Source organism: Frankia sp. CcCS3 (assembly GCF_977927575.1).
The window spans coordinates 1-13004 of sequence record NZ_CDWRCL010000104.1 but is presented as its reverse complement, the minus strand read 5'-3'; the positions used below and the strand labels follow the sequence as shown (position 1 = coordinate 13004).

Sequence of the window (13004 nt, the reverse complement as noted above, 5' to 3'; positions counted from 1 at the left end):
GAACCGGCGCTTCGCGCCCGACAGCGGGGAGGTCTCGGCGAAGGTCCGTTCGATGATGACGCAGCCCTGCCCCGGAACCGGACGCCAGGACAGCGCGACCGCGTCGTCGATCATACTTGCCCGCAGCGCCGTGACGGGCGGGAAGAGCGTGCGGGTCGGGGTGCGGACCGGTACGGACCGGTACGGACCGCAGCTGGCCGGATTCGCCGGACACCGTGGTGACCACCTCGTGCCAGTGCGGGACGCCCCTGGGCACGCCGGCGTCGAACAGCTCGGTGGCCGTGGTGATGCCCAGGCTGCGTTCGCGGTGGCCGCCGGGGGCCGTGGGATCGACGAGAACACGCGACACCCGGTAGGAGGCGCCCTGCGTGGCCGACGGTTCCCATCGGAGCAGGACCGCGCCGTCCTGCTCCACCGCGGTGAGCTCCATCGGGGCGGCGGGATAGCCGGTCTGCGGCGCGTCGGGATCGACGTGCCCGCCGGACACCTGGCTGGGCGCCGCTCCGGCGGTGGGCCCTGGATGCCAGGACAGCTCGTCAACGTGGGCCGCCCGACGCGGCGGATCGGCCCGGGCCGCCCGGGTGAGCAGCTCGCGCGCCCGGGCCGGGGTCATCCGCCGGCCGGGGTCCTTCTCCAACAGGCCGTCGAGCACCGCGGCCAGCTCGCCGGCCCGGTGCGCCGGGGCGGGCGGGTGCAGCAGGATGGCCGCGAGCATCGCGGCGAACGTGTCCCGCTCGAACGGCGGCCGGCCATCGACGGCGAAGTACAGCGTGCCGCCCAGGCTGAACAGGTCCGCCTCGAAGGTGGCGGGCTGGTTGTTCAGCCGCTCCGGCGCCATGTAAAGGGGGGTCCCGAGGACACCGGTGACGGTGAGGGTCGGGTCGCCGTCGCCGGTGGCGATGCCGAAGTCGGTGAGCACGACCCGTCCGTCGGTCCGGATCAGGACGTTCGACGGCTTGACGTCACGGTGAACGATGCCATGCGCCCGTGCCGCGACGAGGGCGTCGAGCACCGCGGTCCCGATCCGGGCGACCTCGGCGACGGGCAGGGGCCCGTCGGACCGGACCACCTCGAACAGGGACCGAGACGGCACGAGCTCCATCACGATCCAGGGCAGGCCGTTCTCCAAGAGCACGTCGAGGATGGTGACGACATGCGGATGGCTGCGAAGCTTGGCCGCGTGGCGCGCCTCCCGCAGGGCGCGTTCGACCCGGTCCGCGCGTTCGGCCTCGGCGACTCTGCCGGCGAACTCGATCTCCTTGAGGGCTGCCTCGGTCTCCAGCACGGAGTCGAAGGCACGCCACACCGTCCCCATCGCACCCGCACCCAGCCGCGCGACGAGTCGGTATCGGCCCGCCACCATACGGTTGCCTACCGGAACGGTAGCCACGACACCCCCCTTGGCTTCCTCCATTGTCGCAGGACAGCTTCCCAAGTGGACGGAAATATCGAGACGCTGCCGGGCAGCCCGCTCGCCGGGAGCCCGTGGACCGGGGCACCCGCGTGACTCCGGGCCGGGGTCGGGTCGGGTGAGGCCGGGCTGGGCCGGGGTCGGGTCGGTCAGGACGGGTCGGGGCGTTCCGGCACGAGGCGCTGGCCGGGGGCCGCGGCGCCGGGCGGGCGCAGGGTCGCCTCGGCGGTGTCCGTGCCGGCTTCCCCACCGGTGTTCGGGTGGGAGGCCGGGTGGGTCAGTTCCAGGAGCCGGTGTGACCCCCCCGACTCGCCCGGCCCGCCCGGCCCGTCGGTTCCGGGCCGACCCCCGGGGCCGGCCGGGACGGCGCCATGGCGCCCGCGAAGGCCGTGGCGACGATCAGGGCGCCGGCAACCGACAGCAGTACCCGATTCGGCTCGTCGACATCCAGGACGCGCGCGAGCAGCAGACCGGTCCCCGACCCGCTCACCGCCGCGGCCACGGTCGTCAGGACGCCGATCCGGCGGTCACTCAGGAAGGTCATTTGTCCGCAGATGAAGCCGATCATCGTGGCGGCCACCGGTCCAACGACGGCATGGCCGGTCCGCTCGGTCCCAGCGGCCCAGACCCCGGCCGCAGCGGCCAGACCGGTCAGGGTGAGCAGCGCGGTCAGGACCGATGACCGTGACGAGGACCGGAAAGGACGTGAAGGACGGGAAGGACGCGCGGGCCCGGCTGGGGGAAATGGCGGCGTCGGGACGGGTGAGGGTTTGGGGGGAGGGGTTGCCGGCGGGCCGGGATTCGGGGTCGGCCGGGTCTGCTCGCGGTTCGGTTCCGCGGCCGTGACCGGGGGGACGCCGTTGCTGGCGTCGGCCGTCTCCCTGGGGGAGAGCCGCTGGGTGAGCAGGCGGACGAGCTCGCCGGCGGAGGGCCGGTGCCCGGGGTTCTTCGTCAGGGCGCGGCGAACGGGACCGAGCAGCCGCTCGGGCACGCCGTCGAGCTCCGGCTCGGTCGAGCTGATGTGCAGTGCCACGATCTCCGGCGCCTCGCCGCGGAAGGGACGTCGCCCAGTCGCGGCGAAGACCACGCAGCATCCCCAGGCGAAGACGTCCGCGGCCGATCCCGCCTGCTGGCCGTTGATCTGCTCGGGGGCCATCCAGGCCACGGTCCCGACGAGTTCGCCCGCCTGGGTGTAGCCGGTGTAGTCGGCCGACCGGGCCACCCCGAAGTCGATGACCTTGGGACTGGGCCAGGACATCACGATGTTCGCCGGTTTGAGGTCGCGATGCACCACGCCGGCGGTGTGGATCGCCTCGAGGGCCGTGGCGAGACCGATCGCGAGCCCATCCAGAGAGCGGCCCGTGAGCGGGCCGCTCTCCTGGACGGCGGCGTGCAGGGTGGGGCCCGCCACGTATTCGGTCGCGAGCCAGGGCTTCGGCCCGTCCACCTCGGCCCTGATCACCCGGGCGACGGTGTCGGCCTGCACGTCCCGGGCAGCCGAGACCTCGGAACGGAAGCGGGCACGGCACTCGGGGTCACTGGCATGCACCTCGTGCGGCACCTTTACCGCGACGGGCTGGTCGTCCGGCCCGAATCCCAGGTAAACAACGCCCATGCCGCCGGCGCCGATGCGATTGTGCAGGCGATAGGGCCCTATCACCCGCGGGTCGGTGTCGTTCAGTGGTCTTAGCACGGCTGGTCCTCGAGCGTCCCTGTCCCCGGCAGCACTGTCCCCGGCGGCGCTGCCTTTGGCGGCGCTGTCACGTCGCACCACAGCCCGGTGGGCGTCGGAATCTCTGAACGTAGTATTCCGTGGCGGCCCGATGCAACGGTATATAGCAGAAAAGCGGTCCTTCGTAGACGGACAGCGCGTCCGGGACCGTCCGTCCCCCGGGGTTGTCGCCCCACAGCGCCTCTGCGTAGTCCTGCGGATCCCGGAACAGTTCGGCGGTCGCCCGCCTGACCAGTACCGGATCGGCGTCCGCATGGGCGAGCAGGCCGTTGGGGATTGTGACGGTCCGGACCGGCGGGATCTCCCGGTAGTCGTCGGGCCCGAGGCTTCCGGTGCCGAAGACCGGCCCGGCGAAGAAGTGCCCGCGGGACCGGTAGAACTGGTCCCAGTCGGCGGTGATGCCGTCCTGGTAGCTGGACAGGTCGAGCAGGCGCAGCCGGGCGCCACCGGCGATGGCGTTCTTGATCTGCCGGGTTCCGGCTTCGCCCGCCCAGACCACCGCGTCCACCTTCCCGGCGGACAGGCGGCGCAGGGCCTCGTCGATGGAGGATTCGTCCAGCTCGCCGCGGCAGTCCTCGGACAGGGCCACCCGCAGGAGCACCTCGCTGATCTGCCGGACCCCCGATCCCGGCCGGCCGGCGGCGATGGGTCGATGGCAGAGATCGGCGAAGCGGGTGATGTCGACGTCATCCGACCTGCTGGTGGGGCCGCGCACGATCACGTGCAGCAGGTCCTGATGGACGGGGCCGAGGGTGCGCAGACCCGCCACCGGGTGGCCACCGCGGTTCGGATCGAACTGGTTGACCCCCTCCGCCGCGTCGACCGTCGTGTTGAGCTGCGCGATCGCCAACCCGCAGACGCGGCTGTCGGGTGATTCCAGGTCATAGATGTTCTCCGTGGAACCCGCTGTTTCCACGACGTCCACGTCGAAGTGTTCCGGGGCGGCTTGCAACCGGGTCCGCAGTACCCGGGCAAACTGATTATAGGGTGACCCGACGTTGCCGGTGAAGATCTGTACCGAAGCACAGGCGGATCGGCCCGCCGGCGGCCAGGCGGCCGCCCTGGAACGATCGGACGTGGCAACGACCGAAGTGACGACGGCGACGGCGAGAACCACACCGATCACCACGGTGAGGCGTTGCCGTCGGGTCAGCCTTTCCGGCCGGGACCCGGCCGGTTGGTCCGTCGACACCGCGCATCCTCCGCTCTGGGATGTGGATCACTGACGACCATGGTCGCGGAATGCGGGAAATCGTAGAGGAATCGGCAGAGCAGGTTCACGGCCGGGGTGCGGTGGTAAAGTGCCCGGCTGCCAGCTTCTCGGAAACTCTTCCGGGGTGCGATTCCCTGCGGGCCTTCGGGCTTGTCCGGTGGACGACACGGGGTCACCGGTGGCGAGGTCAACGTCCGGCTTCCCGGTCTGGAAGCCACAGGTCGACTCCGCCGACGCGGCGGGGAGCCACGCCGACGAGTTCGCGCAGCAGCGTGCGTAGCTCGGCGGTCCGTCGCGCCGGTCCCAGCACGACGGCGTCCGGGGCCAGCCGTTTGTAGGCCGCCCGGAGCCGCGGCGATCCCGACATGGCAGCGGCGGTCGTCGCGCCGTTGTCGATGTCGATGAGGGCGGACGTCAGCGCGTCCGGCGGGCTGTGCAACGCCGCCCGGCCGTCGGGCCCGGGGACGGTGCAGTAGCAGCCGGGGATGACGAACCGGAAGTTCGCCCTGGCTTGCCACAGCATGGCCTCGGCGTTCTGGGGATGGGGAAAGGGGACGACGAGTGCGGTGGCACCCTCCGGAATCAGGGTCACCCGTCACCAGTGAAGAACGCGGGCGTCGTCATCGACGTGGTGAGCATCGGGGCGGGGACGAGTGCCACCAGGGCAGAGAGTGTCAGCACGCCGGCTCCCACCCGGACGGTCCTGGTCCGGGCCCGAGCGGGGATCCCCCGTCCGGGGTCCAGGTCGGCGGGCGCCGTCCGGTTCGACGGCAGCCGGTCGAGCCCGGTCGCCACCACGATGGCCGCGCACATCATCACGTATAACGCCAGGCGGGAGGGCAACGCGTTCCCGAGCACCGGCACGTGCTGAAGGGGCAGCCACGGGAGGGGAACGCCGGTGTCCCGGCCGTCGACATGCAGGTGACCGCCGAGGGAGAGCACGGCCATGACCACGCCGAGGGGAGCGAACACCCCGACCAGCGGAGGCCGGCGCGCACCACCCGTCGTGACGACGACCATGACGACCACGATGATCAGGACGATCAGTGGAGCGCCCAGATAACCGCTGACCTCGACCGCGTTCCCCGTGAAACCGAGGCTGTGGCGCAGCGCGTCGTCCGGGGCGACGGCCTGCATCGGCGTCGGCGTGACGAAGGTCAGCAGATCCGTCACGGCGATTCCATCGGGTTGGATCGAGCCGTGGATCCGCTGGGCACCCAGGAACTGGGTGCCCAGCGGCCAGGCGAGCGCGGCCGCGGCGACTCCGCCGGCCGTGGCGAGGCCGGTCAGGGCCGGTCGTAGCCGCGATCGGATCCGATCGCGATGATGTACGGCGAGGATCACAAGACCGAACGTGGCTGCCAGCGCGGATGTGGCGAGCAGCTCCTCGCCGATCAGCGCCTGGGCGGTGATCGCCAGACCGAGCAGGACGCCGGTGCGCCGCGGCCCCCGCCCGCGGACCACGAGATCGTCGAGGAGTAGCAGGAGAACCGGCGGGAACGGTGCGAAGGTCAGATGCAGATGACCGTAGGACGCGCCGATCATGTACGGCCCGAAGCCGTACAGCAGGCCGGCCAGCGCCGCCGGTCCCGGGCGTACCCATCGGCGCAGCACCCAGAACAGGGCGAATCCGCTGATCACGGGCGCCAGGGTCAGCAGCACCGTCAGCGTGGTCACGGGGCCGCCCAGCAGCGTGATCGGTGCGGCCAGCGCGCCCAGTAGGAGCACGGGTGTGCTCCACAGGACGTCGCGGCCCCGTCGGGGACGTTGATGTGGTGCGTCAGGAACGGGTTGAGCCCGTCGGCGAGCGCGTGCGGCGTCCAGCCGAGGAACCAGGCGAACAGCATGGCGTCGTTGCCGCCGTAGGAGACGTTCCCGAGATTCCCCCAGGCGGAGTGGAAGATGCAGACGGCCACCGCCAGGTATCCCACCGCGACCAACAGCGGCGGAGGAACCTGGATCCGCCAGGACCGGATCGCCGGCGCCGGGTGTGCACCGTGGCCGGGGGCATGATCGGTGCCGCGATCGGAGATACCTCCGGCGGTCCCTGCGGTTTCGGATTGCGTCACGACGGCCCCCCTCGTGTGCCCGTCGACCCCGATCCGCCCCCTGCGGACGGGATGTACGGGGCGTTCACGACCATAGTCGCCCTGATTGCCTCCATGGCTACATAGCGTGACTATTTGGCGGTGTGGGGTAACGGTCTACCCGCGATACGACACGGGGAGAGATACCCACCGAGGGAGAGTTCCTCGGCCGGGTGCGGAAACCCTCGCCGGTTTCCCGGGCCGGCGGTCGCGGTCGTTCTCGAGGCGGCGGTCGTTCTCGAGGTTCCGGCGGTTCCCGGTGTTCGGCTGTCCGGGCCGTTCTGGTGCGGCGCGCGGTACTACCCGGCTGCCCGGTCCTGGCCGCGGGACGTGGCGCTCGGATCCGCCCATTCCGCCACCAACGCGGCGCAGCTGCGATAGCGCGCGACGGCGTAGTCGTCGGAGACGACGCCGTCGCGGTCAAGCACGGCGACGGGATAGCCACGCTCCGCGCGATAGCCCCGTTCACCGACGATGACCCGCCCCCCGAGCCGGACCACTCCGACGACGTACGGCAGGGAGGTCCAGCGGGGCGGGCGGGCGGCGGCCAGGATGCTCGGGTCCCGCCAGGCGTACAGGCCGCAGGCGCAGTGCTCGTCCGGGACCCGTTCGTGGCCCGCGCCGGGCTCGCCGGGCTCGACGTCCCGGTCCGGCCGGCGGGTGCGCAAGCAATGTGCCTCGGTCATGCCGTCGGCGCGCCAGAGCAGTAGCCCGGGTGGAAACGGCGACCACGGCGTCCAGGCAGGGCGTAGCTGGCCGTGCGCGTCCACCGCCCACTGCCGCCAGCCGAGCAGGCTCACCCGGGAACCGGTTCCAGGTCCGGTTCCGGCGCGGCCGGGACCGGGATGGTCAGCGGCTCGGAGTCGGGAAAGCTGATCGGCTCGTCTTCGACGATCCGTTCCGGTCTGCCCACGTCACCCACACGTCTACGGTGAGCGCCCGACGCCGAGCCGTCAATGCCCGACGGGGACGGGTCACCCCATCGGGGAACCGGCCACCCCACCGGGGAGTGGGCCGACCGGCGGGACCAGGCTCACCGCCGTGGGCCTCGATCACGGGTTCCCGCGAACGCCCGGCCGGCGTATCGATGATCTTGACCGGTGGTGTTCAATGTGCTCTTCGCCTAGTCCTGTGGGGTGATGTCGTTGCCGGGCATGTCTGCGGCCGATCCGTATCAGGTGGCCGCGGCCCTGTTGTGGGCCCGCGTGCTCGGCCTCGAGACCGTCGGTCTGCATGACGACTTCACCGCCCTTGGCGGTGATGCGGCGACCGCGCAGGAGCTGGTGGCGACCCTGTGCGACGAGTTCGGGGTCCGGCTGCCGAGCTCCGTGGTCGTCCAGGCGCCGACGCCCGCCGCGTTCGCCGAGGTGTGGGCCGCCCGGCAGAGCGAGTCCGTCGGGCATCCCACCGTGATGCCGCTGACGCCCGGCGGTTCCGGCACCCCGTTGTTCTGCTTCCCGGAGGCCGGTGGGCCGGCGATCGGTCTGCTCCCGTTCGCCCGGTACTTCGCGGGCGAACGGCGGGTCTACGGGATGCAGGCGCACGCCCTGGAACGGCGGGGCATCCCCGACTGGTCGGTGTCGGCCGCCGCCCGGCGGCACGTGGGGGAGATCCGTCTTCTCCAGCCGACGGGTCCCTACCTGCTGGCCGGGCACTCCTTCGGCGGACTGATCGCGTTCGAGGTCGCGCAGGTTCTCCGGCAGGCGGGCCACGAGGTCGGCCTGCTGGCGTTGATCGACACCTACCTGCCGGGTACCTCGCGGCTGACCCGATCCGGGACGATCGTGCCGACCAGTCAGTTGGAGGGAGCGCATCCGGACTCCCCGGCGCCGCCCGACGCCGGTCGGGGGATCGGCCCACTCGCCGCCGACGACGGGCCTACGCTGACCCCGCGGGTGATGGTCGACCGCCTGCGCCAGCTCGTCGAGCTGCCGCTTGCCGGCGTGGTCCGCTTCCGGGGGATGCACCAGTACGACGTCTTCTACAACCAGGGGCGCATCCTGACGATGACCTACCGCCCCCGCACCTACGATGGCCGGACGGCGGTCTGGCTCGCCGACGACCACGACGAGATCGAGGCCTGGCGGGGCGTCCTGACCGGACCCGCCGCGATCCGCCGGATCGGCGGGGACCACCGCGGCGTCCTGCGGGAACCGCTGGTCGCCGGGGTGCTGGCTGAACTGCGCCACGAGCTGGCGACGGTGCCCGGCATCGACGGCCGCCGGGTCTGATCTCCTGGGGGTCGCCGGGTCGATGGCGTTCCGCCGTTCCTGCCCCGTACCCGACGGGCGCCGCGGGGAGGTGTTCGACGAGGCGTTCGCGGCGTTGCGGCGGCGCTATCCGCAGGTCATCCCGGAGCGGCTACTTCCGGCCGGGCGGGACGCGGCGCGCTCGTTGATCGCCGAGTATCTCGCCGCCGGGATGAGCAAGTTCGTCTTTCATCCGGTCACGACGCCCGGCGGATGGCCGGATTTCTTCGACGCCTTCGCCGCCGAACTCATGCCGCTCGAGACCTGATTGGCGGGTGTTTCCGGCGAGCCGGACAATATGGACGGAGGGCTCAGGTGATGGTGAAACCGCCGTCAACGGCGAGGGTCTGCCCCGTGACGAAACTGCCGGCGTCGGAGGCCAGGAAGAGAAGCGCCGCAGTCAGTTCCTCCGGTTCACCGATGCGTCCGCGGAGGATCCTCGCCGACTGGGTCTCGAGGTACTCGGGCTGGTACTGGTCGGTCATCTCAGAGCGGAAGAAACCCGGCGCCAGCGCATTCACCCGGATGCCGCGCCGGCCGGTCCATTGCTGGGCCAGATCGCGGGTGAGGCCGACGAGGGCGGCCTTGCTCGCCGTGTAGGCCGCCTGCGGCAGGCCGGCGGTCGTCAGGCCGAGGACGCTGGAGATGTTGACGATGCTGCTGCCGGGTCGCATGACCCGCGCCGCCGCCTGCGCCATCCAATAGCAGCCGCCCAGGTTGACGTCGATGACGGAGCGGAACTGCTGCGGGGTCTCCTTGAGCGCGGGGACGACGGTGCCGATCCCGGCGTTGTTGACCAGGATGTCGACCCGGCCGAAGGTCTCCATCGCGGCGGCGACGAGGTGTTCGCAGGAGGCGGGGTCGGCGACGTCGGTGGCGACCGGCAGGGCGCGGCGGCCCTCCTTCTCTACGAGCTCGGCGGTGGTGGTGAGCCGGTCGGTCCGGCGGGCGCCCAGGGCCACGTCCGCGCCGGCCTCGGCCAGGCCCCGGGCGAAGTCCACCCCGAGACCGGAGGACGCCCCGGTGACGACGGCGACCCGGCCGTCCACCCGGAACCGGTCCAATATGGACATAGCATGCTCCTTTACGATAAAGAGGCGCGCGCCTAATCATGGATCCTATCCCGGGCCGGCAAGTGATCCGGGCTTCCCGCGCCGCCATCCTTGCAGGTCCCGGGCCCAGGTGCCGACAAATCACCTCCCGTACGCGGATGCGTTCGGCGCGCTGTGCATCTGTCGGATGGTCCGTCCCGAGAGCATGTGCGTGCGTCGAATACGGCGAGACCCTTCCCCTTTCCGGTGGGCGCGGTCACAATCGACCGGTACGACCGGGCGGGCGACGACCAACATTGATCCGGCAACATCGGCATTATGGGGACGTAATGAAGTAACAAATACGTGATCGAGAGCATCATCGCAGGTCACAGGCCTGTGGAGGGTTCGAAACGCGCAAGTTATTTCATTTCGACTCCTATCCGGCAGCCGGCCATACCAGGCTGCCGACAAACGCGTTCCGGAACATGTGATCTGTGGGTCGAGGGGGTACTGACGATGTGTCGGTCACTTCGACATCACCGGCTGTGAAGCGCGACAATCCCGCGCACGTCGACAGGGCGACCGAGGGCCTCGGGAGAAAGGAAACGCGGGAGGAAGCGTGGAACGGGCAGAGCGTACCGAAGTGGACTCGCAGGTCCGGATGGAGCGTCATCTCGTCGTCGGTCTTCGTATCGGAGACTTGTCGGATATGGCCGATGTCCTGCTGGCCGCTGACCTTGCCGCGAAGCTCGACGCGCACCTCGTGCTCATCGCGGCCCCGGATCGATGGTCGAGCTGGGCACGGTGGACCGCGGGAATGCACTGCGCGTTTGGCGTGGAGACCGTGATGAACGCTGCCCGCATCGCCGAGGAGGAGGCCCGGGAAGATCTCAACCGGCGCCTCGGAACCCTGCTTGATCTAGTCGGCGTGACCTGGACCATGCGGTGGGCCACCGGCTCCTACCGACGAGCCGTGGCCCGCCACGCCCGACAGCACCCCGAGGCGCTGGTTATTTACCGGCTGGCGGGGGGCGGTGCCCGATAACCGGTGCCCGGTGGCACATGGTCACCGCCCACCGGTCACGTCGAGTATTGCTCCGGTGACGTAGGAAGCCTCGGGTGAGCAGAGCCATCGCACCGCGCCGGCGACCTCCTCAGCATGGATCCGCCCCGCTCTGCCGGCTGACGTCGCCCAGCGTCCCAGGCTGGCGGAGGCTGCGGGAGTCATCGCGCCGCGGGGGAGATGGAACGTCGGGCCCGGGCGCTCGTCTTCGCCTCGTACATGTCCGCATCGGCATGCCGGACCACGCTCTCGGGACTGTGCGAGCCGGCGCCCCCGACGGCCTGCGAGGACGCCAGGCCGATCGTCGCTCTGACCACAAGGGTGTTGCCGGCCACGGTGAGGGGCGCCTCGATGAACTCGCGCACCCGCTGCTCGGTCTGGCGCATCGTCAGGGAGTCGGCCCCGGGCAGCACAATGACGAACTCGTCACCGCCGAGTCAGAACGCCTGCCCGGCACGTGCTTCCGGCCAGATCGTCTCGGGGCCGATCATCGCGGGACCGATCGTCTCGACCGGTCCCGCGCTGGCCGCCGACGGGCCCGGGGCGAGGACGTCGGCCAACCGAGTGGCGACCGTGCACAGCACATCGTCGCCCACCTGGTGACCGAACGTGTCGTTGATCGGTTTGAAGTCATCCAGATCGATGAGCAGAACCGCGAACGGAGTCTGCTCCCGAGCCAGTTGATCGAGGAATTCGGTAAGCGCCGCCCTGTTCGGCAGGCCGGTCAACGGGTCGTGGGTGGCACGTTTCCGTAGCTGCTCCTGCAACTGACGACGTTCGCTGATCTCGTGGCAGGTAAGCAGGACACCACCGTCGAAGCGGCCCGGCCCGGACGCGGGCCGCCAGGCGCCGGCCTCGATGTCGAACCAGCGATGGCCGCCGTTGACCGTCCGCATGCGGACGTCCAGAAGGGACCCCGGTCCACCACACTGCCGGTCCGCGAGGAAGGCCCGCGTCGCCGCCTGGTCCTCGGGATGGACCAGGTCGATGAGCGGCAGCCCGATCATGGCCTCGACCGGGTAGCCGAGCAGGCTCTCGACCGCCGAGCTGATGAAGGTCGGCCGGCCCGCACGGTCCAGGTTGACGATGATGTCGTGCGACTCGTGCACCAGGGTCTGCAGCCGCGCCCGGTCGCGCCGGACCGCCTGCTCTCCCCGGAAGATCATTTTTGTCAGGCCTGAGAACGTGACGGCCACGATGCCGAGCAGCAGCAGATCGCCGACGGCATGGTTGTCTCGCGGGTCGCGCGGCAGTGGGCCGTCCTGTTGCAGGATGAGGTACCCCCATGTGGGATGGCCGGGGATCGCGGCGGCAACGGCGACGTGACCGCCGCCGTTGCGTACCGTCACCCGCCGGCTCTGGCCTGGCCTGATTGACCGCAGCTCCGTGCCGTCAGTCATGGCGATCCCGACCGCGGACGGATCGTCGGACAGGGCGATGCGCCCGGTCTCGTCGACGATGACGATCCGGGTGCCCTCTCCGGTGCCGCTCGTCCCGGTGCCCCCGCCGCCAAAGATGCGGACCATCTCGGCTCCCGGCATCCCGGCTCCCGGCCTACCCATGACCAGGAACGCGGCGCTGCGTCCGTCCCGCACGATCGGCACGATGCTGTACGCCCGAACCCGATCGCCCAGGTGGAAAACAGGGATGTTGATTCCGCTGGTGCGGGCGAGAGCCCAGATCCGGTCCTGCGGGGGGAACGGGATCGTTGCGCCGGTGGGTTGGACCGCCGTCGGCCTGCCGTCGAGATCGACCAGTGCCAGAACGGTGTCGGGGCCCGCGAACGCCGACCGGGAGACCGAGGCCAGCACCCGCTGGTCGACGGCGGGTTCGGTCAGCGACCAGGGAAGCCTGGAGATCGGGTCGATCAGGCGCACGGGTTGGCCCAGGTCCGCGACATACTCGGCCAGACGGAGGACGAGGGAGTGAGCCTCGGCGATGTGCTGGGCCTCGTCTCGCCGCCGGTTGGCATCTTCGATCTCCAGAGTGACCGCCGTGGCGGCCAGGATGACGGTCCCCAGCACGAGCAGTGGGATGGCTCGCCCCAGCTGCTCGCGCACGGTTGTCCGCCAGCGTCGAGGAGACAGCAGATGCCCGGTCCGGCCCGCGGGTGACGATCCGGATGCGCCTGGGGATCTGGACGGGCCTGGGGATCTGGGTAAGGCTGGGAAGGACATCGAGCGCGGTCGGATGACCGGGGATCGCGGCGTGATCT

The 13004-nt window shown here is 70.7% G+C and carries 12 protein-coding genes and 1 pseudogene; 3 read left to right on the top strand and 10 right to left on the bottom strand.

The features are described 5' to 3' along the window. From AC08OQ_RS11150 to AC08OQ_RS11120, 7 genes are all read right to left on the bottom strand, one after another. Nucleotides 1-1390: serine/threonine-protein kinase (locus AC08OQ_RS11150; RefSeq protein WP_476612025.1), on the bottom strand; the 1390-nt coding region annotated here is incomplete at its 3' end. 298 nt (nt 1391-1688) lie between these two features. Next, the gene (locus AC08OQ_RS11145; RefSeq protein WP_476604893.1) at nt 1689-3104 is read right to left on the bottom strand and encodes a serine/threonine-protein kinase; all 1416 of its coding nucleotides are present in this window, start codon (nt 3102-3104) and stop codon (nt 1689-1691) included. 67 nt (nt 3105-3171) lie between these two features. Continuing rightward, nucleotides 3172-4335: a TAXI family TRAP transporter solute-binding subunit gene (locus AC08OQ_RS11140; protein WP_476599647.1), complete on the bottom strand. Its 1164-nt coding sequence runs from the start codon at nt 4333-4335 to the stop codon at nt 3172-3174. A 208-nt stretch (nt 4336-4543) separates the two neighbouring features. After that, nucleotides 4544-4948, bottom strand: coding sequence for a hypothetical protein (locus AC08OQ_RS11135; RefSeq protein ID WP_476599646.1), 405 nt, complete (start codon nt 4946-4948; stop codon nt 4544-4546). Continuing rightward, on the bottom strand, nt 4945-6084 hold the full coding sequence (locus AC08OQ_RS11130) for a hypothetical protein (RefSeq protein WP_476599644.1): 1140 nt from the start codon (nt 6082-6084) through the stop codon (nt 4945-4947). Before AC08OQ_RS11130 ends, AC08OQ_RS11135 begins: the two co-directional genes overlap by 4 nt. Then, a complete protein-coding gene (locus AC08OQ_RS11125; protein WP_476599642.1) occupies nt 6030-6425 on the bottom strand; it encodes a hypothetical protein in 396 nt (131 codons plus the stop codon). The genes AC08OQ_RS11130 and AC08OQ_RS11125 overlap by 55 nt, the downstream gene beginning before the upstream one ends. 317 nt (nt 6426-6742) lie before the next feature. Further along, the gene (locus AC08OQ_RS11120) at nt 6743-7243 is read right to left on the bottom strand and encodes a hypothetical protein (RefSeq protein ID WP_462188875.1); all 501 of its coding nucleotides are present in this window, start codon (nt 7241-7243) and stop codon (nt 6743-6745) included. A gap of 354 nt (nt 7244-7597) precedes the next feature. Between AC08OQ_RS11120 and AC08OQ_RS11115 the strand changes: the two genes are divergently transcribed. Both AC08OQ_RS11115 and AC08OQ_RS11110 read left to right on the top strand, forming a co-directional pair. Beyond that, on the top strand, nt 7598-8674 hold the full coding sequence (locus AC08OQ_RS11115; protein ID WP_476599651.1) for a thioesterase domain-containing protein: 1077 nt from the start codon (nt 7598-7600) through the stop codon (nt 8672-8674). A 22-nt stretch (nt 8675-8696) separates the two neighbouring features. Continuing rightward, complete coding sequence (locus tag AC08OQ_RS11110; RefSeq protein WP_462188876.1) at nt 8697-8960, top strand: hypothetical protein; 264 nt, start codon at nt 8697-8699, stop codon at nt 8958-8960. 43 nt (nt 8961-9003) lie between these two features. Here AC08OQ_RS11110 and AC08OQ_RS11105 read toward each other — a convergent pair whose 3' ends face one another. After that, nucleotides 9004-9765: an SDR family NAD(P)-dependent oxidoreductase gene (locus tag AC08OQ_RS11105; RefSeq protein ID WP_476599639.1), complete on the bottom strand. Its 762-nt coding sequence runs from the start codon at nt 9763-9765 to the stop codon at nt 9004-9006. Nucleotides 9766-10345: 580 nt separating this feature from the next. Here AC08OQ_RS11105 and AC08OQ_RS11100 point away from each other — a divergent pair. Then, the gene (locus AC08OQ_RS11100) at nt 10346-10771 is read left to right on the top strand and encodes a hypothetical protein (RefSeq protein WP_462188878.1); all 426 of its coding nucleotides are present in this window, start codon (nt 10346-10348) and stop codon (nt 10769-10771) included. A 21-nt stretch (nt 10772-10792) separates the two neighbouring features. Here AC08OQ_RS11100 and AC08OQ_RS11095 read toward each other — a convergent pair whose 3' ends face one another. Beyond that, on the bottom strand, nt 10793-10954 hold the full coding sequence (locus AC08OQ_RS11095) for an SDR family oxidoreductase (RefSeq protein WP_462188879.1): 162 nt from the start codon (nt 10952-10954) through the stop codon (nt 10793-10795). Continuing rightward, nucleotides 10951-12315 (bottom strand): annotated as a pseudogene (locus tag AC08OQ_RS11090) (diguanylate cyclase domain-containing protein). Before AC08OQ_RS11090 ends, AC08OQ_RS11095 begins: the two are co-directional and overlap by 4 nt. Nucleotides 12316-13004 lie beyond the last annotated feature (689 nt).

Bases quoted from the DNA above. Each gene is read 5' to 3' on its own strand.
- AC08OQ_RS11115 (WP_476599651.1), top strand. From the start codon at position 7,598: ATGTCTGCGGCCGATCCGTATCAGGTGGCCGCGGCCCTGTTGTGGGCC.
- AC08OQ_RS11095 (WP_462188879.1), bottom strand. From the start codon at position 10,954: ATGACTCCCGCAGCCTCCGCCAGCCTGGGACGCTGGGCGACGTCAGCC.
- AC08OQ_RS11105 (WP_476599639.1), bottom strand. From the start codon at position 9,765: ATGTCCATATTGGACCGGTTCCGGGTGGACGGCCGGGTCGCCGTCGTC.
- AC08OQ_RS11110 (WP_462188876.1), top strand. From the start codon at position 8,697: ATGGCGTTCCGCCGTTCCTGCCCCGTACCCGACGGGCGCCGCGGGGAG.